This window comes from Mesorhizobium sp. Mes31, assembly GCF_024519675.1.
Classification (GTDB): domain Bacteria; phylum Pseudomonadota; class Alphaproteobacteria; order Rhizobiales; family Rhizobiaceae; genus Mesorhizobium.
On record NZ_JALJRL010000015.1, the window covers coordinates 13,346 to 34,880 of the forward strand.

Annotated in this window: 21 protein-coding genes; 9 read left to right on the plus strand and 12 right to left on the minus strand. The window is 63.4% G+C overall.

Annotated elements, in window-relative coordinates:
- The first annotated feature begins 12 nt into the window (after window positions 1-12).
- Window positions 13-948: a ribose-phosphate pyrophosphokinase gene (locus tag NR193_RS23230; RefSeq protein WP_019860650.1), complete on the plus strand. Its 936-nt coding sequence runs from the start codon at window positions 13-15 to the stop codon at window positions 946-948.
- A 13-nt stretch (window positions 949-961) separates the two neighbouring features.
- On the opposite strand, the gene NR193_RS23235 is transcribed toward NR193_RS23230, so the two are convergent.
- Window positions 962-1,855 (minus strand): SDR family oxidoreductase, encoded by an 894-nt coding sequence (locus NR193_RS23235; RefSeq protein WP_256753092.1) that lies wholly within the window; start codon window positions 1,853-1,855, stop codon window positions 962-964.
- A gap of 124 nt (window positions 1,856-1,979) precedes the next feature.
- Here NR193_RS23235 and NR193_RS23240 point away from each other — a divergent pair, with 124 nt between their 5' ends.
- Entirely contained in the window at window positions 1,980-2,948 is a 969-nt protein-coding gene (locus tag NR193_RS23240) for an AraC family transcriptional regulator (RefSeq protein WP_256753093.1), read from the plus strand.
- A gap of 26 nt (window positions 2,949-2,974) precedes the next feature.
- On the opposite strand, the gene NR193_RS23245 is transcribed toward NR193_RS23240, so the two are convergent.
- Window positions 2,975-3,853, minus strand: a complete 879-nt coding sequence (locus tag NR193_RS23245; RefSeq protein ID WP_256753094.1) for a helix-turn-helix domain-containing protein — start codon at window positions 3,851-3,853, stop codon at window positions 2,975-2,977.
- Between the two features lie 136 nt (window positions 3,854-3,989).
- On the opposite strand from NR193_RS23245, the gene NR193_RS23250 reads away from it, so the two are divergent.
- Window positions 3,990-5,234: an MFS transporter gene (locus NR193_RS23250; protein WP_256753095.1), complete on the plus strand. Its 1,245-nt coding sequence runs from the start codon at window positions 3,990-3,992 to the stop codon at window positions 5,232-5,234.
- Window positions 5,235-5,445: 211 nt separating this feature from the next.
- Complete coding sequence (locus NR193_RS23255) at window positions 5,446-6,195, plus strand: SDR family oxidoreductase (RefSeq protein ID WP_256753096.1); 750 nt, start codon at window positions 5,446-5,448, stop codon at window positions 6,193-6,195.
- A gap of 62 nt (window positions 6,196-6,257) precedes the next feature.
- Here the strand turns inward: NR193_RS23255 and NR193_RS23260 are convergent, their stop codons facing one another.
- Window positions 6,258-7,115, minus strand: coding sequence for an alpha/beta fold hydrolase (locus tag NR193_RS23260; protein WP_256753097.1), 858 nt, complete (start codon window positions 7,113-7,115; stop codon window positions 6,258-6,260).
- 152 nt (window positions 7,116-7,267) lie between these two features.
- Here NR193_RS23260 and NR193_RS23265 point away from each other — a divergent pair, with 152 nt between their 5' ends.
- Window positions 7,268-7,696, plus strand: a complete 429-nt coding sequence (locus tag NR193_RS23265) for a MarR family winged helix-turn-helix transcriptional regulator (protein ID WP_091579119.1) — start codon at window positions 7,268-7,270, stop codon at window positions 7,694-7,696.
- 148 nt (window positions 7,697-7,844) lie between these two features.
- On the opposite strand, the gene NR193_RS23270 is transcribed toward NR193_RS23265, so the two are convergent.
- The 7 genes from NR193_RS23270 to NR193_RS23300 form a co-directional block, all read right to left on the minus strand.
- Window positions 7,845-8,657: a 3-methyl-2-oxobutanoate hydroxymethyltransferase gene (locus NR193_RS23270; protein WP_256753098.1), complete on the minus strand. Its 813-nt coding sequence runs from the start codon at window positions 8,655-8,657 to the stop codon at window positions 7,845-7,847.
- 8 nt (window positions 8,658-8,665) lie between these two features.
- Window positions 8,666-9,448, minus strand: coding sequence for a hydroxypyruvate isomerase family protein (locus tag NR193_RS23275; RefSeq protein ID WP_256753099.1), 783 nt, complete (start codon window positions 9,446-9,448; stop codon window positions 8,666-8,668).
- 1 nt (window position 9,449) lies between these two features.
- Window positions 9,450-9,761 carry a MocE family 2Fe-2S type ferredoxin gene (locus NR193_RS23280; protein ID WP_256753100.1) on the minus strand — a complete coding sequence of 104 codons (312 nt, stop codon included), beginning with the start codon at window positions 9,759-9,761 and terminating at the stop codon, window positions 9,450-9,452.
- A gap of 107 nt (window positions 9,762-9,868) precedes the next feature.
- Window positions 9,869-10,660: an ATP-binding cassette domain-containing protein gene (locus NR193_RS23285; RefSeq protein ID WP_256753101.1), complete on the minus strand. Its 792-nt coding sequence runs from the start codon at window positions 10,658-10,660 to the stop codon at window positions 9,869-9,871.
- A complete protein-coding gene (locus tag NR193_RS23290; protein WP_256753210.1) occupies window positions 10,657-11,661 on the minus strand; it encodes an ABC transporter permease in 1,005 nt (334 codons plus the stop codon). The genes NR193_RS23285 and NR193_RS23290 overlap by 4 nt, the downstream gene beginning before the upstream one ends.
- A 238-nt stretch (window positions 11,662-11,899) precedes the next feature.
- Window positions 11,900-12,880 (minus strand): sugar ABC transporter substrate-binding protein, encoded by a 981-nt coding sequence (locus NR193_RS23295; RefSeq protein WP_256753102.1) that lies wholly within the window; start codon window positions 12,878-12,880, stop codon window positions 11,900-11,902.
- Between the two features lie 95 nt (window positions 12,881-12,975).
- Window positions 12,976-13,995 carry a sterol desaturase family protein gene (locus tag NR193_RS23300; RefSeq protein ID WP_256753103.1) on the minus strand — a complete coding sequence of 340 codons (1,020 nt, stop codon included), beginning with the start codon at window positions 13,993-13,995 and terminating at the stop codon, window positions 12,976-12,978.
- Window positions 13,996-14,266: 271 nt separating this feature from the next.
- Between NR193_RS23300 and NR193_RS23305 the strand changes: the two genes are divergently transcribed.
- The 4 genes from NR193_RS23305 to ychF all read left to right on the plus strand — a co-directional run bounded on the left by NR193_RS23305 (window position 14,267) and on the right by ychF (window position 18,251).
- On the plus strand, window positions 14,267-15,304 hold the full coding sequence (locus NR193_RS23305; protein WP_256753104.1) for a LacI family DNA-binding transcriptional regulator: 1,038 nt from the start codon (window positions 14,267-14,269) through the stop codon (window positions 15,302-15,304).
- A 298-nt stretch (window positions 15,305-15,602) separates the two neighbouring features.
- The gene (locus tag NR193_RS23310; RefSeq protein WP_256753105.1) at window positions 15,603-16,241 is read left to right on the plus strand and encodes a 50S ribosomal protein L25/general stress protein Ctc; all 639 of its coding nucleotides are present in this window, start codon (window positions 15,603-15,605) and stop codon (window positions 16,239-16,241) included.
- A gap of 23 nt (window positions 16,242-16,264) precedes the next feature.
- Window positions 16,265-17,002, plus strand: coding sequence for an aminoacyl-tRNA hydrolase (gene pth / locus NR193_RS23315; protein WP_256753106.1), 738 nt, complete (start codon window positions 16,265-16,267; stop codon window positions 17,000-17,002).
- A gap of 145 nt (window positions 17,003-17,147) precedes the next feature.
- Window positions 17,148-18,251, plus strand: coding sequence for a redox-regulated ATPase YchF (ychF, locus tag NR193_RS23320; RefSeq protein WP_091579114.1), 1,104 nt, complete (start codon window positions 17,148-17,150; stop codon window positions 18,249-18,251).
- A gap of 94 nt (window positions 18,252-18,345) precedes the next feature.
- Here the strand turns inward: ychF and NR193_RS23325 are convergent, their stop codons facing one another.
- A complete protein-coding gene (locus NR193_RS23325) occupies window positions 18,346-20,766 on the minus strand; it encodes a choice-of-anchor D domain-containing protein (protein WP_256753107.1) in 2,421 nt (806 codons plus the stop codon).
- A 1-nt stretch (window position 20,767) separates the two neighbouring features.
- The gene (locus tag NR193_RS23330) at window positions 20,768-21,532 is read right to left on the minus strand and encodes a hypothetical protein (RefSeq protein WP_256753108.1); all 765 of its coding nucleotides are present in this window, start codon (window positions 21,530-21,532) and stop codon (window positions 20,768-20,770) included.
- Window positions 21,533-21,535 lie beyond the last annotated feature (3 nt).

Sequence of the window (21,535 nt, forward strand, 5' to 3'; positions counted from 1 at the left end):
CAGGAACGGTGCATGAAACTCTTCGCAGGCAATTCCAACAGGGTGTTGGCCGAAGCGGTCGCCCGCTATCTCAACATCCCGCTGGGCAAGGCCAGTGTCAGGCGCTTCGCCGACCAGGAGATCTTCGTCGAAATCCAGGAAAATGTGCGCGGTGAGGATGTCTTCATCCTCCAGTCGACCTCATTCCCGACCAACGATCACCTGATGGAACTGCTCATCATGATCGATGCCTTCATGCGCTCGTCGGCGAAACGCATCACGGCGGTGATTCCCTATTTCGGCTATGCAAGGCAGGATCGTCGTGCTTCCGGCCGCACCCCGATCTCGGCCAAGCTGGTCGCCAACATGATCACCCGCGCCGGTGTCGACCGCGTTTTGACGCTCGACCTGCATGCCGGCCAGATCCAGGGCTTTTTCGACATCCCGACCGACAACCTGTTCTCGGTGCCGGTGATGGCCCGCGACGTGAAGGCAAAATACAAGCAGCTCGGCAATGTCGTGGTGGTATCGCCCGATATCGGCGGCGTGGTACGCGCCCGTGCGCTCGCCAAGCGCTTCGACGCGCAACTCGCCATCGTCGACAAACGCCGTGAGCGACCCGGTGAATCGGAAGTCATGAACATCATCGGCGCGGTCGCCGGCAAGGATTGTCTGCTGATCGACGACATCGTCGATTCCGGCGGAACGCTCTGCAATGCCGCCGATGCGCTGCTGGCCAACGGCGCCACCAGCGTCACCGCCTACATCACCCACGGCGTGTTGTCGGGCGGCGCCGTCGCCCGCATCAGCGGCTCGAAGCTGCAGGAACTGGTGATCACCGATTCCATCCAGCCGACGCAGGGCGTTCTCGACGCCCCCAACATCCGCGTCATCTCGATCGCCGACCTGATGGGCGAAGCCATCTCGCGCACGGCGACCGAGGAATCGGTGTCCAGCCTGTTCGACTAGGCCGGAGCAGCCTTCAGCTTTCGAAATAGCTGGGGCGGTCGAGATCGGCAATCAGCCCCGGCTGCTGAGGCTGCCATCCAAGCAGATCCCGCGTCTGCTGACTGGAAGCTGGCCAGTCCATGCCGAAGAAGTGCGCGAGGAAGCCGAAATGGTCGGCCGCTTCCTCCGGGGTTTTTGACACGACCGGCAGGTTCAGGCGCCGGCCGATGATCGCGGCGATCTCCCGCGTCGGCACGCCTTGATCGGCGACGCCATGGTATCTGGCTCCACCGACTCCCCTCTCCAGCGCCAGCCTGAAGAGCCTGGCGGCATCGAGCCGGTGCACCGCCGGCCAGCGGTTGGTCCCATCACCGATATAGGCCGAAACGCCCTTCTGACGGGCGATGCCGATCAGCATCGGCACGAAGCCGTGATCGCCGTCGCCGTGGACGGAGGGAGAAAGACGCACCGTCGAGGCGCGCACCCCGCGCGCCGCCAGCGCCTCAGCCGTCACTTCCGAAGCACGGGGATAGGAAGCAGAAGGCGGAACAGGCGCGTCGTCCTCGGTCGCCATGCTGCCCTGCGTCAGCACCGCCAGCCCGGACGTGACGAGCAATGGCCTTTCGGAACCTTCGAGTTCCCCGCCAAGCGTCTCGATGGCGCGCCGGTCCGCCTCGCAATTCGCCGCGAATTTCGAGAAGTCGTGGTTGAAGGCGGTATGGATCACACCGTCCGACTGGGCGGCTCCGCTGCGTAGGCTTTCCAGATCCTCGATATCGCCGCGATGCGCCTCGGCGCCCGCGGCGATAACCGACCTGGCGCCTGCGTCCGAGCGCACAAGACCGAGCACCCGATGACCCGCTCCAACAAGCTCCCGCACGACAGCGGAACCGACAAAACCGGTGGCACCGGTCACAAATACACGCATGGTGATATCTCCTTTGGCTCGTTCGAGACCGCACAGGCACCCGTTGCCAACGGAGATACGGGATTGAGGTAATACGATCTATGCTGTAAAGTCCGTATTATCTTCGCAATCGTCCGGAATGCTCATGGATCCGCTCTCAGACGTGCTGTCGCTGCTGAAGCCGCGCAATTACCTGTCCGCCGGGCTGGAGGCCGGTGGCGACTGGTCGATCCAGTTTCCCGACCAGCAGGCAGCAATCAAATGCGGTGCCGTTGTGTCCGGCCAGTGCTGGCTGTCCGTGGAGGGCGTCACTGACGCGGTGCGCCTCGAGACAGGCGACTGCTTCCTGCTGCCGCGCGGCCGGCCCTTCCGTCTTGCCAGCGACATGGACCTGCCGGCGGTCGACGCCCGCACGATCTTTTCCCCGGCCCGCACCGGTGGCGTCACCTCGCACAACGGCGGCGGCGATTTCCTTCTGGTCAGCAGCCGCTTCGCCCTTTCCGGCGACCATGCCGGCATCCTTTTGCGGATGCTGCCGCCCATCGTCCACATCCGCAGCGATGCCGACCATTCGGCACTGCGCTGGCCGGTGGAGCGGATGATGCAGGAATTGCGTGAGCGCCAGCCCGGTGGCTTCCTCATCGTCGAGCACCTCGCCCACATGATCCTGATCGAGGCCTTGCGCCTGCATATGGCAGAGGGGTTGCGAGGCGGCGTCGGCTGGTTGTTTGCCCTGGCCGACAAGCAGATCGGCGCGGCGATCGGCGCCATGCACGACAATCCGGCGCATGGCTGGACATTGCAGACACTGGCGGAACGCGCCGGCATGTCGCGGTCGACCTTCGCCCTGAAATTCAAGGCGAGTGTCGGCGCCTCGCCGATGGATTACCTGACGCGCTGGCGCATGCTTTTGGCGGGCGACCGGCTGGCGAGTTCCGGCGACCCTGTTTCGGCAATCGCGCTGTCGCTCGGCTACGAATCCGAAAGTGCCTTCAGCACCGCCTTCAAGCGGGTGATGGGCTGTTCGCCACGGCAACATGGCCGTGGCCGCGCACCGGCTTCCGCTCCCCTGGGCGAGGAGATCATCCGCCTGCCGGAGCCGGTCGCAGGCTGAAGACGAAGCCGGGCATCAGCCTGAAATCAGGGGCTCTCCAGCCGAGCCGGACCGGGTTGGCGACGCGCCCCTTCACCGCTGTCGCGCGCGCCGCGCATATAGCCGCGTGGCGACGCGCCCAGCATGCGCTTGAACATGGTGATGAAGGCCGGCACGCTGTCATAGCCGAGATCGAGCGCCACCCTGGTGATGGGCTCGCCATCGGCGAGCCTCGGCAGCGCCGCAAACAGGCAGGCCTGCTGGCGCCATGTCGACAGCGACAATCCGGTCTGGCGATGAAAGGCGCGGGTGAAGGAACGGCGGCTCATGCCGGCGGCATCCGCCCATTCGTCGATCGTCGCATGCGGCGAAGGTGCCGCGATGAAACGCCGGCAGAGCGCCGCCAGCCTGGGGTCGGACGGGAACGGCAGGCCGAGCGGCCGCTCCGGCAAGGTCGGAATCTCATGCAGCAAAAGCTTCATGATCAGCCCGCCGCGGCCTTCCAGTTCGCCGCCTTGCGGCAGCTTTTCCGATTCCACGATCAGGCTGTGCATCAGGTCGGTGACACCGACCACGCGCAACCCCTCCGGCAGCCCGGGAATAGCCTGCGGCATGACATAGACCGAACGCATCGACACATCGCCCAGCATCTCGACGGAATGCTCGGTGCCGGCCGGAATCCACATCGCGTGATCGGGCGGCACCATCCAGCGTCCGTGCCGCGTCGTCACCAGCACGACGCCGACCAGCGCATGCAGCAGCTGGCTGCGGCTGTGGCGGTGTCGCGGCACGTGGTAGCCGTCGGGATATTCGGTCGGCAAAGCCACCGCCGGCCCGGCCACTTGCTCAAGCCACAGCCAACGACGCTCGTGCAATTGCTCGAGATCGGCATTGCCTGCGTGAAAGATTTCCCTGCCATGCGGCATCGGCTATGGCCCACTTGCGAAACTATTGGACCAAACCACGAAAGAAGTCGCCTGGCAACCAGCCTATAAGGCGGCTGCGGGAGCGCCCGCAAAGCTGCCTGCCGGCGTGCCCGCCAAAAAGACCACGGAGCCAGTCTTGACCGATACAACAGCCACCGCCGTCGCGTCGCCCGCGACCGCCAGCCACGCTTCAGCCCAGGCGACGGCCTTCACCGTGATCTTGGCGGTGAGCTTCTGCCATTGCATCAACGACATCATGCAGTCGCTGCTATCGGCCATCTATCCCTTGCTGAAAGAGAATTACGGTCTCGATTTCTGGCAGATCGGCCTCCTGACCTTCACCTTCCAGGTGACCGCGTCCCTGCTGCAGCCGGTGATCGGCATGGTCACCGACAAGCGGCCGATGCCTTATTCGTTGCCCTATGGCATGGCCTCCTCGCTGATCGGCCTGATCGTGCTGGCCTATGCCGGGCACTATGCACTGCTGCTGGTCGGCGCCTCGCTGATCGGCATCGGCTCGGCGATCTTCCACCCGGAATCCTCGCGCATAGCCCGCTTCGCCTCCGGCGGCCGCTTCGGCCTGGCGCAGTCGCTGTTCCAGGTCGGCGGCAATTTCGGCCAGTCCATGGGCCCGTTGCTGGCCGCCTTCATCGTCGTGCCTTTCGGCCAGACCAGCATCGCCTGGTTCGCCGTCGGCTCGCTGATCGGCATATTCGTGTTGTGGCGGGTCGGCGGCTGGTACAGCCGTCTGCGCGCCACGCAGGGCACCCGCAAGGCGGCAAGCTTCGTTTCGCCCTTCCCGCGCCGCAAGGTGATGTGGGCATTGGCGGTGCTGACGCTGCTGGTGCTGACCAAGAACGCCTATATCGCCAGCCTGGCCAGCTACTACACCTTCTATTCCATCCACAAGTTCGGTGTGTCGGTGCAGACGTCTCAGGTCATGCTGTTCCTGTTCCTCGGCGCCTCGGCGCTGGGCATCCTGCTCGGCGGTCCGTTCGGCGACCGCTACGGACAGAAGGCCATGATCTGGTTCTCGATCGTCGGCGTGCTGCCCTTCACGCTGGCCCTGCCCTACGCCAATTTGGAATGGACGATGGTGCTGACGGTGCTGATCGGGCTGATCCTGTCGTCGGCCTTTTCCAACATCGTCGTCTTCGCGCAGGAACTGGTGCCGGGCCGCGTCGGCATGATCGCCGGCATCTTCTTCGGCTTCGCCTTCGGCGTCGGTGGCATCGCCGCCGCCGTGCTCGGTGTCGTCGCCGATATGAAGGGCATCGATTTCGTCTTCCAGATCTGCTCGTATCTCCCGTTCCTCGGACTGCTGACGGTGTTCCTGCCGAACATGAAGGAGGCCAGGACGGCGCAGGCAGCTACCAGCTAAAAATCAACTGATCTTCCGGATTTGACACGAGGGCGTGGCAGCTGCCGCGCCCTCGACGATTCCTTCACCATTCGCCGGGTGAAAAGGCTGTTAGGACATCCTCATCACTGACGGCAGGGCTTGGGTCAGCGAATGCCTTCAAGTTAAACTAAGATACCGGGCCCAGCGTTGATCCATGCGCAGCGCTCCGAATCGAGAAAGGGCAATTCTTATGTCCAGACTTACAGGCAAGGTCGCATTGATTACGGGCGGCACCAGCGGCATCGGTCTGGTGACAGCGCGACGTTTCATCGAGGAAGGCGCGCGCGTCGCTATCACCGGCACCAATGCCGGCCGTCTCGAGGAAGCGCGCACTATCTTGGGCGGAGATGTGCTCATCATAGCCGCCGACGCCGGAGATGCAGCAGCCCAGAACGACATCGCACGGCAGATTGGGGAGACCTTCGGCAAGCTCGACGCTCTCTTCCTCAACGCCGGCATCGTCGATCTGCGTCCGCTTGGCGACTGGACGGAGGCGGCGTTCGACAGGAGCATCGATGTCGACCTCAAGGGGCCGTACTTCCTGGTCAAGGCGCTTGTTCCGCTGTTTTCGAATCCGTCGTCGATCATCCTCAGCGGCTCGGTCAACGCGCATATGGGAATGGCCGGAACGCACGTCTATGCGCTGGCCAAGGCCGGTATGATTTCGCTGGCGCGAACACTCTCGGGCGAACTGATAGGGCGCGGCATTCGCGCCAATGTGATCAGCCCAGGTCCGATCGACACGCCGCTCAACGACAAACTAGGGCTGGACCCCGAAGCGGCGAAGGCCCGCGCGAAAGCGGTGGTCGGCCTGGTACCTGCCGGCCGGTTCGGAACCGCCGAGGAAATTGCCAACGCAGTGGTGTTTCTGGCCTCGGACGAATGCCCGTTCATGGTCGGTGCGGAAATGCTGATCGACGGCGGCCTGAGCATAGCCTGAAACCCTGACACGAAAACACCCGCCTGATTGCGGGTGCTCTCGTTCTTGCCAAGTGGACGATTCTAGGCCTTGAAGAAGGCCAAAAGGTCGGCGTTGATGATGTCGGCATGGGTCGTGGCCATGCCATGCGGGAAGCCCTTGTAGATCTTGAGCTCGCCCTTCTTGAGCAGCTTGATCGTCAGCAGCGCCGAGTCGGCTATCGGGACGATCTGGTCGTCGTCGCCGTGCATCACCAGCACCGGCACGTCGATTGTCTTCAGGTCCTCGGTGAAGTCGGTTTCCGAGAAGGCCTTGATGCAATCATAGTGCGCCTTGGTGCCGCCCATCATCCCCTGACGCCACCAATTGTCGATGACGCCTTCCGACACTGCCGCGCCCGGACGATTGAAGCCATAGAACGGGCCGGCCGGGACATCCCGGTAAAGCTGGGCGCGGTTGGCCGCGACGCCGGAGCGGAAGCCGTCGAAGACCTCGATCGGCAGACCGCCGGGATTGGCTGGGGTCTTGAGCATGATTGGCGGCACCGCGCCGATCAGCACCGCCTTGGCGACACGGCCCCCCGAGCCGTACTGGGCGACATAGCGCGCCACTTCGCCGCCACCGGTCGAATGGCCGACATGGATGGCGTCCTTGAGGTCCAGATGCGCCGCCAGAGCTGCAACATCGGCGGCGTAAGTGTCCATCTCATTGCCGATATCCGTCTGCGTGGAGCGGCCATGGCCGCGCCGGTCATGGGCAATGACGCGATAGCCTTGTGCCAGGAAGAACAGCATCTGCGCGTCCCAGTCGTCACTGCTCAATGGCCAGCCGTGATGGAAGACGATCGGCTGACCGGTTCCCCAGTCCTTGTAGTAGATTTCAGTCCCGTCCTTGGTGGTGATCGTGCCGCTGCCGGAGCCGGGCTTGGATTGTGAGGTCATCTCAATCTCCTATAATTGATTGTCGCGATAATCAATATCGCGATAGCAATATGGCTAGCGCAGCTTGCAGCCCTTGTCCATGGAATTATGTATCGCGATATCATTTTTCGTGGTATGGAGTTTGTGCCGATGTCGGCAAGAAGGAATGCGTCGTGCCTCTCCCGTTGGACAATCAGCTCTGTTTCACGCTCTACGCCACGAGCATGGCGATCAATCGCACCTACAAGCCGATGCTGGACGAGATGGGCATCACCTATCCGCAGTATCTGGTGCTCAATGCGCTGGGAGAAGCCGATGGCATGTCGGTTGGCACCATCGCGCACAGGCTTGCCCTGGAATCGAGCACCGTCACGCCGCTGGTGAAGCGAATGGAGCAGGCTGGACTGGTGACCCGGCAGCGCAGCCAGATCGACGAGCGCCAGGTGCAGGTCGATCTGACCGCCGCCGGCCGCGCGCTGCTCGTCCAGTGCAACTGCCTGAACGAGACCTTGATCGAACGCTCGGGCATGACGCTGGCACAGCTCGATGCCCTGAACCGGCAGATCCAGGCGCTGCGCAATGCGCTGAGCGGCAATCAATAGCCGGTCCGGCGTGCCGATTTCGCCTCGTCGAGAAACGTCCGATGGACGGCAATCGTCCGATCCGGTGTGGCGGCCGCATCCGCTTTTTGCAAGACGCAAGCCGCTATCCCCGGAAGATCCGATCCTGCGGCCGCCATGATCGGCGTGCTCAGAGGCCGAGGGCCGTCCTGAAGGTCGAAAATTCCTCGTCGGTGATGGGAACCACGTGCTGAGGCTCGGGATAGGCGCCCGTTTGTACGTCCGAGATGAACTCGCGATAGGCGGCGACACGCTCGCGCTGCAGCCGATCATACTCGGCGGCGAAGTTGCGGTAGGTCTTGGCATGGCGCGGCTTGTGGCCGGCGGTGTGGCCAAGCACGTCCTCGCTGAAAAGATACTGTGCGTCGGCATGTGGCCCGGCGCCCATGCCAAGCATGATCATGGGCGTATTCCTCGTGATCAATTCGGCAATCCGGTCGGGCACCACCTCCAGCTCGGCGCCGAAGCAGCCAATGGCCTCCAGGCGCTTGACGTGATCCCACACCGCACGCGCGCTCTCGGCCGTTCTGCCGACTGCCTTGAAGCCGCCGGTCCAGGTGCATTGCGAAGGGATCAGGCCGACATGGGCGACAACAGGCACCGCGTTGTCGCAGAGCGTCTTCTGGATATCGAGCGAGGCGGCGCAGTAGAAGCAGTCGCCGCCGATGCGCATGAAGTGATAGGCGGTTTTCAGATAATCCTCCGACGTGACCAGGTTGCCGGCGGGGCCGTAAGGCAGCCCGACCTGCACGAAGCAGCGGCCGGCCGCCTCGCGCATCTCGGGCGAAAAGAAGCGGCCCTCGATCGAAAGCATGTCGACGCCGGCCGCGTCCGCTGCCGCCGCCTCCTCGAGCGAGGTGACGTAGAGCATGGAGATCTTTTGTCCGCGGCCCTTCATGGCGCGGATGTCGGCGACGGTGGGACGGATGCTCTTGGTGACCATTTCGTTCCTCAGACGGTGAAAGCTTCGCGGAAGGCTAGCAAGGCCGCCTCGGGGTCGCCGGAGGCGAACGCCTCCATGCCCACCGGCCCGCGATAGCCCATGTCCTTCAGCGCACGGGCGATGCCTTTGTAATTGATCTCGCCGCTACCGGGCTCCATGCGTCCGGGCACGTCGGCCACCTGCACCTCGCCGATCCACGGCAGGCAGGCGCGGCAGAGTTCGATCAGGTTCCCTTCGCCGATCTGCGCATGGTAGAGGTCGAGATTGAGGCGCAGGCCCGGCCGATTGACACTCGACACCAGCGCAAGCGTATCCTGCGCGCGCCCAAACGGCACGCCGGGATGGTCGACCGGAAGATTCAGGTTCTCCAGCGTGAATGTGACATCTTCCGCCTCGGCGAGGTCCGCGATGCGGTTCAGCGTGTCACGCGCCTTGAGCCACATCGCGCCGGTGACGGTCTCGCAAGGTGTGACCGGCAGGCCGCCTTCGCCCAGCCCGGTGCCGTGCAGGTTGAGCCGTGCGACGCCGAGGCGCTTGCCGACCGCCGCCGTCTCCTTCGCTGTCCTCAAGAGTTCGGCGGCGCCCTCGTCATCGGCAAGCCTGCCGCGCAGATAGCCGTTCATGATCGAGAACGTCGCGCCGGATTTCTCGAGCATGGCGAGATCATGTTCGGGCCAGTTCCACAAGCCGACCTGGAAGCCCATTTCGGTGAGGCGCCGCACGCGCCATTCCATCGGCCGGTCGCGCCACAGCATCTCAGCGCAAGCCGCAAGGGTGAAGGTATCGGACATGTCAGACCTCGATGTACACGCGGCCGTCCTCGACCTTCGTGGTGTAGGTTTTAAGGTTCACGCAGACCGGTGCGCGCAACGCTTCGCCGGTCCGGTAGTCGAACACGCCGCTGTGCTTCGGGCATTCGATCTTGTATTCCATAACCAGACCTTCGCTCAGATGCACCTTCTCATGCGTGCACAGCCCGTCGGTGCAGAAGAACGCATCCTCGGGGCTGCGGTAGATGGCAAATGTCCGGCCCTCGTGATCGAAGCGGATGACGTCCTCTTCGTCGATGTCGTCGGTCGCGCACGCATCAATCCACTTTGCCATTGCTGGTTCCTGCAAGCCTGTCTTTGGTTGGTTGAAAAGGCGGCCGGCGGAACCACGCATTCCGCCGGCCGCACAGGAAGATGCCCGGGAGGAGGAGATGGGCGTCTTCACTGCGTTGCGCTGAAGCTCTCAATCTCGGCTTCAAGCTCGGCCATCTGCTCGCCGCCCGCCATCAGGTCGGTGATCGCCTCGCGGCTTTTCTCGCCCTTGCGGAAGTCGGCGGCCTTGGAGCCTCTGATGAGGACGGCGAAGTGGTCGCCAACGGTCAGCGCATGGACGACATTGTGGGTGATGAAGATCACCGCGATGCCCTTGCGGCGTGCCTGCAGGACAATGCGCAGCACGTGCGCTGCCTCCTTGACGCCAAGGGCCGCGGTCGGCTCGTCGAGGATCAGCACGCTGGCGCCGAAATGCACGGCGCGCGCGATCGCCAGCGCCTGGCGTTCGCCACCGGACAGCCCGCCGACAAGGCGATCGCCATCGTCGATGCGGGTGATGCCGAGCTGGCGCATCTCGGTGACGGCGATCTCATTGGCCCGCTTGCGGTCGTAGATGGTCAGCGGTCCCCAGCGCCGCGTCGGCTCGGCGCCGACGAAGAAGGAGCGGCCGATGCTCATCAGCGGGAATGTCCCGCCGAACTGGTGGACGGTGGCGATGCCATGGTCGCTGGCGTCGCGGGGGCTGTCGAAGGCGACTGACTTGCCGTCCATTTCCATCGTGCCCGACGTCGGTTTGTGGACACCGGAGAGGATCTTGATCAGCGTCGACTTGCCGGCACCATTGTCGCCGAGCAGGCACAGCACCTCGCCCCTGTTGACCTCGAGCGATATGTCGTGGAGGACGTCGATCGGACCGAACGACTTGTTGATCCCAGTCAGTCTGAGCAGGGGCGTCGTCATCGGCGTGCCCTCGGTTTGGTGCGCGGCGAATAGGTCAGCGCCATGGTGCGGAAGGTGTTGTTCATCAGCACCGCCGCCAGCAGCAGGACGCCGATGATCAGGCTCGCCCAGTTAGCGTCGAAGCCGGTGTAGAAGATGCCCTGGTTCACGATTGAGAAGGTCAGCGTGCCGAGCACGATGCCGACCACTGAGCCATACCCGCCGGTGAGCAGCACGCCGCCGATGACCACCGCGATGATCGAGTTGAAGATGAACGACTGCCCGGCGGCCACCTGGGCGCTGTTGTAGAGGATCGCCTGTGACATGCCGACAAAGGAGGCGCACAACCCGCTGCTCATGAACAGCGCGATGGTCACCCGGTCGGTCGGGATGCCGGCATTGCGGGCGCTCACCGCGTCGCCGCCCATGGCCAGGATCCAGTTGCCGAAACGCGAGAAATTCAGGATGAAGCCGACGATGAGGATGGCCGCGATCCACCAGAATAGCGTCACCTGGAACTTGCCGCCGAGATAGTCGCCAAACAAAAGCTTGGCGGTCGGCCCGCTCTTCAGCGCGACGCTGGTGCTGCCGGACAGGATGACCGAGAGGCCGAGTGTCAGGCCGGCCAATGCGAACAGCGTGGCGAGCGTCACGACGAAGGACGGCACTTTGGTACGGATCACCAGCACGCCGTTGATGAAGCCGACTACGAGCCCAAGGCCAAGCGCGGCGAGGATGCCGACAACGATCGGCAGGCCGTAGTGACCCGAGATGATGGCAATGGTCATCGAACTGGCGGGGACCATCGAGCCGACGGAGAGATCGAGATGTCCGGCGATCATCAACAGCCCAACCGGGAGTGCGATGATGCCGAGTTCCGAGGCGACGTTGAGCCAGCTCGCGGACCCGCCGGCCGACATGAAATTGGCGCCGCCGAAGATCGAGAAGAAGACCAGAACGGCGATCATGCCGATCAGCGAGCCCACCTCGGGCCGGCGCACCAGGCTGCCGATCGAGGGCATCGAAGAATGCGAGGCTGGCGGCGCGGTGGCTGCCGTGGCGTGTTGGTGATGGGCTTGGGATGTCATCGAAATGTCCCTGGCTTGAACATGGCTCCCCCTTGGGAGAAGGTGTCGCCAAAGGCGACGGATGAGGGGGCTAGGCGGAGTGAGGCGTTGGAGCTTCTTCCAACACCCCACAACCATCTCGGCGCTACGCGCCGATCCACCTTCTCCCACAAGGGGAGAAGGCGAGGCAGTGTTATCGGGCGCCGGCCGCCGCACCAGCCAGCGTCGCATCGACATTGGCGGCGTCGACGATCCCCGGTCCGGTCAGTACCGGTTTCGTCGGCAGGTCGAGCCCGTAATTGACGAAGCCGTTCAGCAGCGACACAGCTAGATAGCCCTGCAGGTAAGGCTGCTGGTCGATCGAGAACATCTGCGTCCCGTCCTTGATGCGCTGCAGGCCCGTCTCATCCATGTCGAACGAAGCAAGCTTGACCTTGTCGCCGACATTGGCCTGACTGATGGCGTTGGCTGCGCTGTTGGCGTCGCCGGCACTGATGGTGATGACACCGTCGAGGGTGTTGTCCTTCAGCACGGCGGCCTTGATCGCCTCGGCGACCGCGGTCGGGTTGCCGAAGCTGGAGGAAGGCAGCGGCAGCTGGCTGGATTTGCCGCCGGTCTTGGCGATGGCGTCGGCAATGCCCTTGCAGCGGTCTTCGGTGTTGGTCGCGCCCGGCAGTGTGTTGACGCACAGCACGTTCTTGGCGCCATGGCTGCCGTAATAGGCGCCCCCGCCTAGACCAGCCGCGTACTCTTCATTGCCGACATAATTCATGGCGCCGAGCCGCTTGGCCGCGTCCATGCCGCCGGAATTGTAGATGATGAGCGGCACGCCTGCGGCAACGACTTCCTTGAAGGCGTCGTCCATGGCCTCGGGCACCCAGTCGGGGCCGACAACGGCGCTCGGCTTCTGGCTGAGCGCGGTGCGGATCAGCTTGGCAGCGTCCGGGCCAAGATTGTCGTAGTTCTGCGGGCCGAGCCAGGTCACCGAGCCGCCGGTCAGTTCGGCGACCTTGCCGGCATCGTCGGCGCCCTTCTTGACCTTCGACCAGAACGGGTCGTCCGCCTTGCCGCCGATGACGAAGATCTTCGCCCCATCGGCCATCGCTCCTGTGGCGCCTGTCGCCACCACGGCCGCCGTCATCATCGCCGTCAAGAGTTTCCTTGTACGCTTCATGTCGTCTCCTCCCAGTTGCCGTCATCAGACGGGTTTAGAAAAAGTGAATTTATCTGCGGACGCCCACCTCTCCCGTTGCGCGTCGCATCACGCGATCAATGGTTCGCTGCGGCCTTGGCGTTCATACGTTCCTTCTTTCTCTGGAAGCGGGCGTCCATCATGGCGTCGCCTTGCTTGGTGCCGTCGTGCCAGGTGCCGAACCATCGATCGAGCGGGATCAGCCCGTCACCGCCATAGTTCACCTCGAAAAATTTGTGATGGAGGTAGTGCGTGTAGGCGTGGCTATCGACGGCGGTGTCCTCGCTCACCTCGAGCTTGTCGAAGCCGAGATGGCCATTGACGGCACCGAAGCCGGCGACATGCAGTTGGAACAGCGCAACGATCGGGTTGGACGGGATGACGAGGTGCCAGAAGGCGACCGCGTGATAAAGGAACCCTTCCACCGGATGCATCGACAGCGACGACCAGGGCGACGGGTTGATCGAATTGTGGTGGACCGAGTGGATCCAGCGATAGAGCGGTCCCCAGTGGATCAGGCGATGGATGAAGAAGAAATGCACCTCGTGGATGGCCGGCGCGATCAGCACCAGCGCCGCAAGATAGACCGGGTGGTCTTGCCAGCCGATCCACGGCACGTAGCCATTGGCAAAGCACCAGAGGAAGACGACCTCGACCACCGTCCACAGCGGGATGGATATGAAGAACGAGCGCAGGAAGTTGTCGATGTTCTGGCTCTGGAACCAGAACACGTCGGAGGGCGCATCGGCGGGGAACTTGTGGTTGTATTTGAACCGCGTCGCCTGGGTGCGCCTGATGTAATAGCGCAGCTCGAAGATGCCGTAGAAGACGAGGATCGCGGCGGCGTTGACGGCGTAGAGCCACAGCGCCCAGCCCCAGTTGATCGTCTTCATCGTCTCGCCGCTGGGGACGACATAGAACCAGTAGATCAGCGCCGTGGCCATGTGGAAGGCATTCCACGGCCAGATATAGCCGGGCAGCCACGCCAGGATCTTCGGCAGTTTCGGTGGCCAGTTCCACAACGGCGCCCCCTCGATGCGTCCGTTCGGCTTCCAGTCGCCGCGCTTGTCGCGCACGCCGTATTTGAGATCGTCCATGCAATTCCTCCACCCGCCATGCCTTGGGATGGCCGCACGCGCACGCTGCCTCACACCGCCTGAGGGCGGTGGGCGAGAACCTTGTCTGCGCTGTGCTGCTGTTATCCCTGGCTGGCGGTGCTTCCGCCTTGCTTGCGTTCCAGGAGATAAACATCTTGATCCAAAATGAATCAAGAATAGAATGTTTGTTCCAAATTGATTGTGTCATTCGTATCAACCTTGCAGGACGAATGATATCTTTGTATCAATTGCTACAGGCTGATGAGATAAAATGGATCAAGGCAAGCGGCCAACGATCAAGGATGTAGCCGCCGAGGCGAATGTTTCGGTGGCCACCGTCAACCGGGTGCTGAGCGGCTCGGGCGCCGTCCGCCAGGGCACGCGCGAGCGCGTCAGGCTGGCGGCGGAGCAGATCGGCTTCTATGGCATGGGCGCGCTACGCAGCCGCGTGGCGGCCGCGCGGCCGCGCTACCGCTTCGGCTTCCTGCTGCACCAGCCCGGCCGTGCCTTCTACCGCAACATGGCCGAGGCCCTGCGACTGGCAACCGAAACGATGCCCGACTGCGAGATAGAGCTGCGCACGGAGTTTCTGGACGATCTGTCGCCGCAGAATGTCGCCTCGCGGATGCTGGCCTTGGGCGACGAATGCGATGCCGTCGGCGTCGTCGCCGCGGTGCATCCCCTCGTCACCCAGGCGGTGGATGCATTGCATGCCCGCAACGTGCCGGTGTTTGCGCTGATCTCGCAGATCTCGGCGACGGGAAATGTGCGCTATATCGGACTGGACAACTGGAAGGTCGGGCGCACCGCAGCCTGGGTTTTCGAGCATGTCTGCCGCGCGCCCGGCAAGCTCGGCATCCTTGTCGGCAATCACCGCTATCGCTGCCAGGAGATGAACGAAAGCGGCTTTCGCTCCTATTTTCGCGAGCATGCGCCTGAATTCACGCTGCTGGAGCCGCTGTTGACCTTCGAATCGAGTGCCATCGCGCAGGAGATGACCGAAAAGCTGTTGAACGAAAATCCGGATCTGTCCGGTCTTTATGTCGCCGGTGGCGGCATCACCGGCGCCATCGCGGCCCTACGCTCCACCGGTCGCGCCGGTAGCATTGTCGTCGTCGGCTATGAGCTGATGGAGTCGACCCGCCCGGCGCTGCTCGACGGCACGCTGACCTTTGTCATTTCGCACCCGCTCGCCCGCATCGCCCAGGAAGCACTGGCCGGCATGGTCCGCGCCGTCGCCGCCCCGAACGAGACCGGCAATTTCACGACGATCTTGCCTTTTGAGGTGTATACACGCGAGAACATCTAACCGGTGGATCGAGCTCACAAAGCCGCCGGAAATGGCCTGGACGAAGCCCGAGCGGAGCTTCGGAGACGACATGGAAATGTCCGCTCACGGCGCAAAGACAGAAAATTCAAGGCGCAACATTGCCCTTGCCTGCCTCCGGCTTGCGCCGCCAGCCGCCTTCCGCTATAGAGCCGCCACCCGCGTAGACACCCTTGGAGGCAACGCGGCGGAAGGCCGCCTCACCCGGCGGCTTTCGACGTTTACGGTCCAGGCACGTTGCCCTCCGCGAACGCTCCAGAACAAACCGAAAGGAAATGCCATGAGCCACGATACTTACGAGCTCAAGGCCGAAGCGCGTGAACAGGTCGGTAAGGGGTCCGCCCGTGCAGTTCGCCGCAACGGTAAAGTGCCTGCAGTAATTTATGGTGACAAGCAGCCTCCCCTGGCGATCGCCCTCACCTACAAGGACATCTACTACAAGATCCATGGCGGCGGGTTCCTGACCACGGTCGCCACGATCGATGTCGACGGCAAGAAGATCCAGGTCCTGCCGAAGGACTTCCAGCTCGACCCGGTCAAGGATTTCCCTGTCCATGTCGACTTCCTGCGCATCGGCAAGGACACCGAAGTCAATGTCGACGTGCCTGTCCACTTCATCAATGAGGACAAGTCGCCCGGCATCAAGCGCGGCGGCGTGCTCAACATCGTGCGTCACGAAGTCGAGTTCCACTGCCCGGCCAATGCGATCCCGGAGTTCATTACCGTCGATCTCACCGGCGCCGACATCGGCGACTCGATCCACATCTCGGCGGTCAAGCTGCCGGCCGGTGTCAAGCCGGTGATCTCCGACCGCGACTTCACCATCGCGACCGTTGCCGGTTCGTCGGCGATGAAGCCGGAGACGGAAGAGACGGTCGAGGCTGCACCTGAGGCGGCGCCTGCCGCCGAAGAGAAGTAACTCTTTCCCGCCCGGAGCAGACGATGCTTGTCTTTGCAGGCCTCGGCAATCCGGGCGCGAAATACGCTGACACCCGCCACAATGTCGGTTTCATGGCGGCGGACGCTATCGCCCGCCGCCATTCCTTTTCGCCCTGGTCGAAGAAATTCCAGGGGCTGATTTGCGAAGGCACGCTTGGCGGTGAAAAGATCGTCCTGATCAAGCCGCAGACCTTCATGAACCTGTCCGGCCAGTCGGTCGGCGAAGCGCTGCGCTTCTACAAGCTCGGCCCTTCAGCGCTCACCGTTTTCTATGACGAGATCGATCTTGCCGCAGGCAAGGTTCGGGTCAAGGTCGGTGGCGGCTCCGGTGGCCACAACGGCATCCGCTCGCTCGACCAGCACGTCGGCAAGGATTATCGCCGTGTACGCATCGGCGTCGGCCATCCCGGCGTCAAGGAGATGGTCCATGGCCATGTGCTCGGCGACTTCGCCAAGGCCGACCGCGAATGGCTGGACGTGCTGCTCGACACGATAGCCGACGATGCCGGATTGCTGGCCAAGGGCGACGACAATTCCTTCATGAACCGGGTGACGCTAGCTTTGCGCGACAAGCTCGTGCCGACCGGCGACGACGACCGCCCGCCGCCCAAGGGGCCGAAGGCCCAAAGCCCGAAAGCCCAGAGCCACATCCGCCAGGCGCGCCCGCAGCAAGTGCCCGCCAAACTGCCGGAATCCGGCCCGATGGCCGCCATGCTGAAGAAGCTGTTCGGCAAGGATTGAGCGAAGCCAAGCGCGTGACAGGGCCGATACGTCGTGTGGCGAGCCGGCATGGCGAACCCGCTGAACACAGCTAGGGCTTGACGTTCGTCACCCCGATCGCCCATAGCCCTGATCAAATTTCGATTTCCCGATAGGACCGGACAAAATGGGTTTCAAATGCGGCATCGTTGGCTTGCCCAACGTCGGCAAGTCGACGCTTTTCAACGCGTTGACCAGGACGGCGGCGGCGCAGGCCGCCAACTATCCGTTCTGCACCATCGAACCGAACACCGGCGAGGTGGCAGTGCCCGACCCGCGCCTGCAGAAGATCGCCGCCATCGGCAAGTCGAAGGAGATCATCCCGACCCGCATCTCCTTCGTCGACATCGCCGGCCTGGTGCGCGGCGCCTCGAAGGGCGAAGGGCTGGGCAACCAGTTCCTCGCCAACATCCGCGAGGTTGACGCCATCGTGCATGTGCTGCGCTGCTTCGAGGATGACGACATCACCCATGTCGAGGGCCGCATCGACCCCGTCGCCGATGCCGAGACCGTCGAGACCGAGCTGATGCTCGCCGACCTCGACAGCCTCGAGCGCCGCATCGTGCAATTCCGCAAGCGCGCCGGCAGCAAGGACAAGGAAGCGATGACCGTGCTGCCGATGATGGAGGCAGCGCTCGAACTGCTGCAAGCCGGCAAGCCGACCCGCGTCCTGCTCAACGGCATATCGGCGGAAGACCTGCGCATCCTGCAGGGGCTCAACCTTTTGACCTCGCATCCCGTGCTCTACGTCTGCAACGTCTCCGAGGCCGATGCCGCCACCGGCAACGAGCACACCAGGGCGGTGGAAAAGATGGCCGCGGCACAAGGCGCTCGCACCGTCGTCATCTCGGCTGCGATCGAGGCCGAAGTCGCCCAACTCTCCGACGAGGAAGAGATGGAATTCCTGTCCTCGCTCGGTCTCGACGAGCCCGGCCTCAACAAGGTGATCCGTGCCGGCTACGAGCTATTGCACCTCATCACCTATTTCACCGTCGGGCCGAAGGAGACGCGCGCCTGGACCGTGCACAAGGGCGACAAGGCACCGCAGGCGGCCGGCGTCATCCACACCGATTTCGAGCGCGGCTTCATCCGCGCCCAGACCATCGCCTACAACGACTTCATCACGCTGGGCGGCGAAGTGGCGGCCAAGGAAGCCGGCAAGGCACGCGACGAAGGCAAGGAATATGTCGTCCAGGACGGCGACATCATGCTGTTCAAGTTCAACACCTGATCTGCCTGGCTGACAAATCCCCAGCGCGCGACGATTCTGCCGCGCACGGTCCGACGCGGCGATTGTCCTCGATGTAACGCGCGATGCGCTCTACCTATTCGTCGTCCTCCTCGTCACCATCGTCGTCGTCGCAGCAATCGTCGCAGCATTTTTCGCAACCGCATTTGTGGTGCTCGTGACCTTCGCGCTTGCAGCCACATTCCTCCCAGATCGTATAGGCCATCACGTCCAGCGTCTTGACCGGCATCCTCGGGTCGTCACTGGTGATGATCAGTTCGCAGGCGCGCGGGCACTTCTCGTTTGCCTTGTAGCAGACGGTGAGCGCCAAGCACGAACCAGCATGCAGCGTCGCCGGGAACGGGTTGTGGACCAGCTTCCAGTGATGGCTCTTGCGCTTGAAGGCGACGCTCGTCACGTGCAGGGTGCATTCGCCGACATTGCAGATCGAGATTACCCGCTCAGCCCGGCAGCAGGCCTTGACCCCGCCGAAGCAGAGCGACCCGGTAACGGCGAGCTTGCCGCTCGGCGCTTCGCCCTTGACCACGATGTCGTGTGGGCTGCCGGGATCGGTGCTGGTGACGGTAATCGTCGCCCCCTTGGCGCCAAAGCTCTTCGGCGCGAAGCGTATCGGCAGTGGCAGCGATGCGCCGGCCCCGATCAGCAGCGGGTAGAACAACGCCTCGGGAACCAGGAAGTCCGGCGAGGACGATGCCGCTCCGGTGACCGTCAATCCGCAATGGCTGCCATTGTTGAGGATAAGCGGCTCGTCGCGGAACGACCCGACGCAGACCTTGCCGAAATTGCCGGCGTCGGCGATCAGGAGGTTGAGCTTCGGCCCTTGCGCCAGGCCCGATACGTGGACCTTGTGCGGCCCGGCCGGATCGTCGCTGAACACGGTGATAGTCGCCGCCTTGAGGCCGAGGCTGGTCGGCTCGAACCGGATCGGCAGATCGATGGCGTCGCCGACACCGAGCTTGATCGGATAGGATAGTACGCTCGGCGTGACGAAGTCCGGCGACGAGGAGACAATGTTGGTGATCGACAGCATTGCCGTGCCGCCATTGTCGATGGTCAGTTCCTCGTCCGCAAACGAGCCGAGGCAGACATGGCCGAAATTGGCCTTGTCGGCGATGCCGGTGACGACCCTGCCGGTTCCGGGCGCGACTTTGAAGAAGAACGGGTCGATGGATACCGCCACCGGGGTGACGTTGTCCGTGCCCAGCAGCGTCTTGGTGGTAAAATTGGCGTTGCGCTGGAATTTGACGCCGTTGGGGAAGTTGGCGTTGTCGGGCGTGTTGTTGGCGCTGAAGATGCCATAGAACGAGCGTCCGACCGCCATCATGTAGAGATAGTCGCCGATATAGGGCTGGAAACTCGCCGCCGGCGTACTGGCCGGCGTGGTGGCCAGCGTGTAGGTGCTGATCGACCCGAAATCATTGGTCGTCAGTTCCAGCATCGTTTCCCAGCGCTGGCTGGGCGCCAAGCCGGTGACCTGCTGGTAGACGAAGCCGAGCCGGCCCGCCTCGTTGATGGCCAGCGCCGGATTGGTCGCATTGGCGATGCTGCGCAGGTTGCCAGACCAGGTTGCCCCGGAATCGGTGGACTTGCGTACATACAGCGTATAGGTGCCACCCGTCTGGTCACCCCAGCAGGCATAGACAACCGCGCTGTTGTTGGGGTCGACCGCGATCGAAAGATCGCCGCCGATACGCTGCTGGCCAATGTTGAGGCTCAGAAACGGGTTGTTGACGCCCGTGGCGATGCGCAGGCCCTGGTTGAGGTCGCCCGGATCGGTCAGCGCGGTGTACGGCGTGGCACCGCTTGCCCAGTTGTCATCGCGCACGACCACCACGTCGAAGGACGCGAAGCCGGGCAGAACGGCGTAAAACAGCGCGTAGACCGTGCCGTTCAGGTGGATGGCCGGCCGCGTCTGGAAGCCATCGCGGGCGACGGTACGGCCTTCGATGACGAAAGTGCTGGTCGCGGGCGCGGCGATAGCCGCGTCAAGCGACTGGTCGACCGTTGCCGGTATGTTGGCCGGTGCGTGGTCGTTGCTGCCGACATAGACGCGGTCTTTCCCGGCGCCCGGGCCGGAAGGAACCGTCGCCGCCTGTACGAAGGGCTGGTCGTCGTTCTTGCGCGTCGCCATTCTGAACATCGTCGTGGCGCCGGAGAAGTCGTTGGTCCGCAAGATGTCGAAGTTGATCGACGCGATGCCGCCGCCGCCCCACAGCACGCCGGCGTAGAGGTTGCCGCTCGTCGTCGCGAAGCGCAGCGTCTGGTCGCGCACCGGTGTACCGGCGATCAGGTCCTTCAGGCTCCAGGTGGAGCCGCCATCGTTGGAAAAGAAGATGGGGGAGTTCTTGCTGCCGGCATTGGGGCTCGGCGTGAAAGCGGTTCCGGCGATCTCCAGCGGATTGGCGGGATTGACCGCGAGATTGGGTTCGCTGTCCTGGTTGGTCTCCCCGCTCGACAGGTTGGGGATCATGTTGACGATTGTGAGGACGTCCGACATCTCAGCGACCTCCCTCTTGATCGATCAGGCGCCGCACCTCGGCCTCGCGGTCCGCGGGCAGGAAGTCGAGCGGATCGATCGCCTTGTGGATGGGCCTGGGCAGGTCGTGCGGATGGTCGTCTTCGTCCCCTTGCTCAGCCAGGTGCAGCAGGAAGATGCCGTGTTCGCCTTCATGCAGCTTCGGCGATTTGTACCAGGCGATGTCATGGCTATTGGCGAAGAGGACTTCGACCTCTCCCTTCGGTTTTTTCCCCTTGTGGACGCTCCGTATGGCTACGCGCGCGATGCCCCATTCCGGATCATGCTCCGAGCGCGGCGGAGACGGACGCTCGAGCACCCTCGAAGCCGTGACCTCGCCTGTCACGATCAGGTCGGCATGGCGCACGCGTTCGGCCAGTGGTCGTTCAGCGGCGGCACGCAGCATCTCGGCGGTCTCCTCACGCGCTTCCGACGTAGCGCGGCGGTGGCCGAGTTCGCGAACGACGAGATCATCGCCCAGCGACACGACGTCGGTGAAGAAGACGAATTCCTCGCCGCCTTCGAAGGTCGCCTTGTGTTCGGTAATGACCAAAGCGTCGCGGCCGCGCAGGCCGCGTAATTCGGCGGTGCTGTGCATCACCTCGTCGATATGGATCCTAATTGTTTTTTCCGGCGCGGAGCCGCGTTCGGCATCACCTCCATCACGGCCTGAACGATCTTTGTCCGGCACTGCCTTGCCCCGGAATATGAAACCGGCTTCCTCCGGGCGTCGTTCGTCCGTGCTCATGGC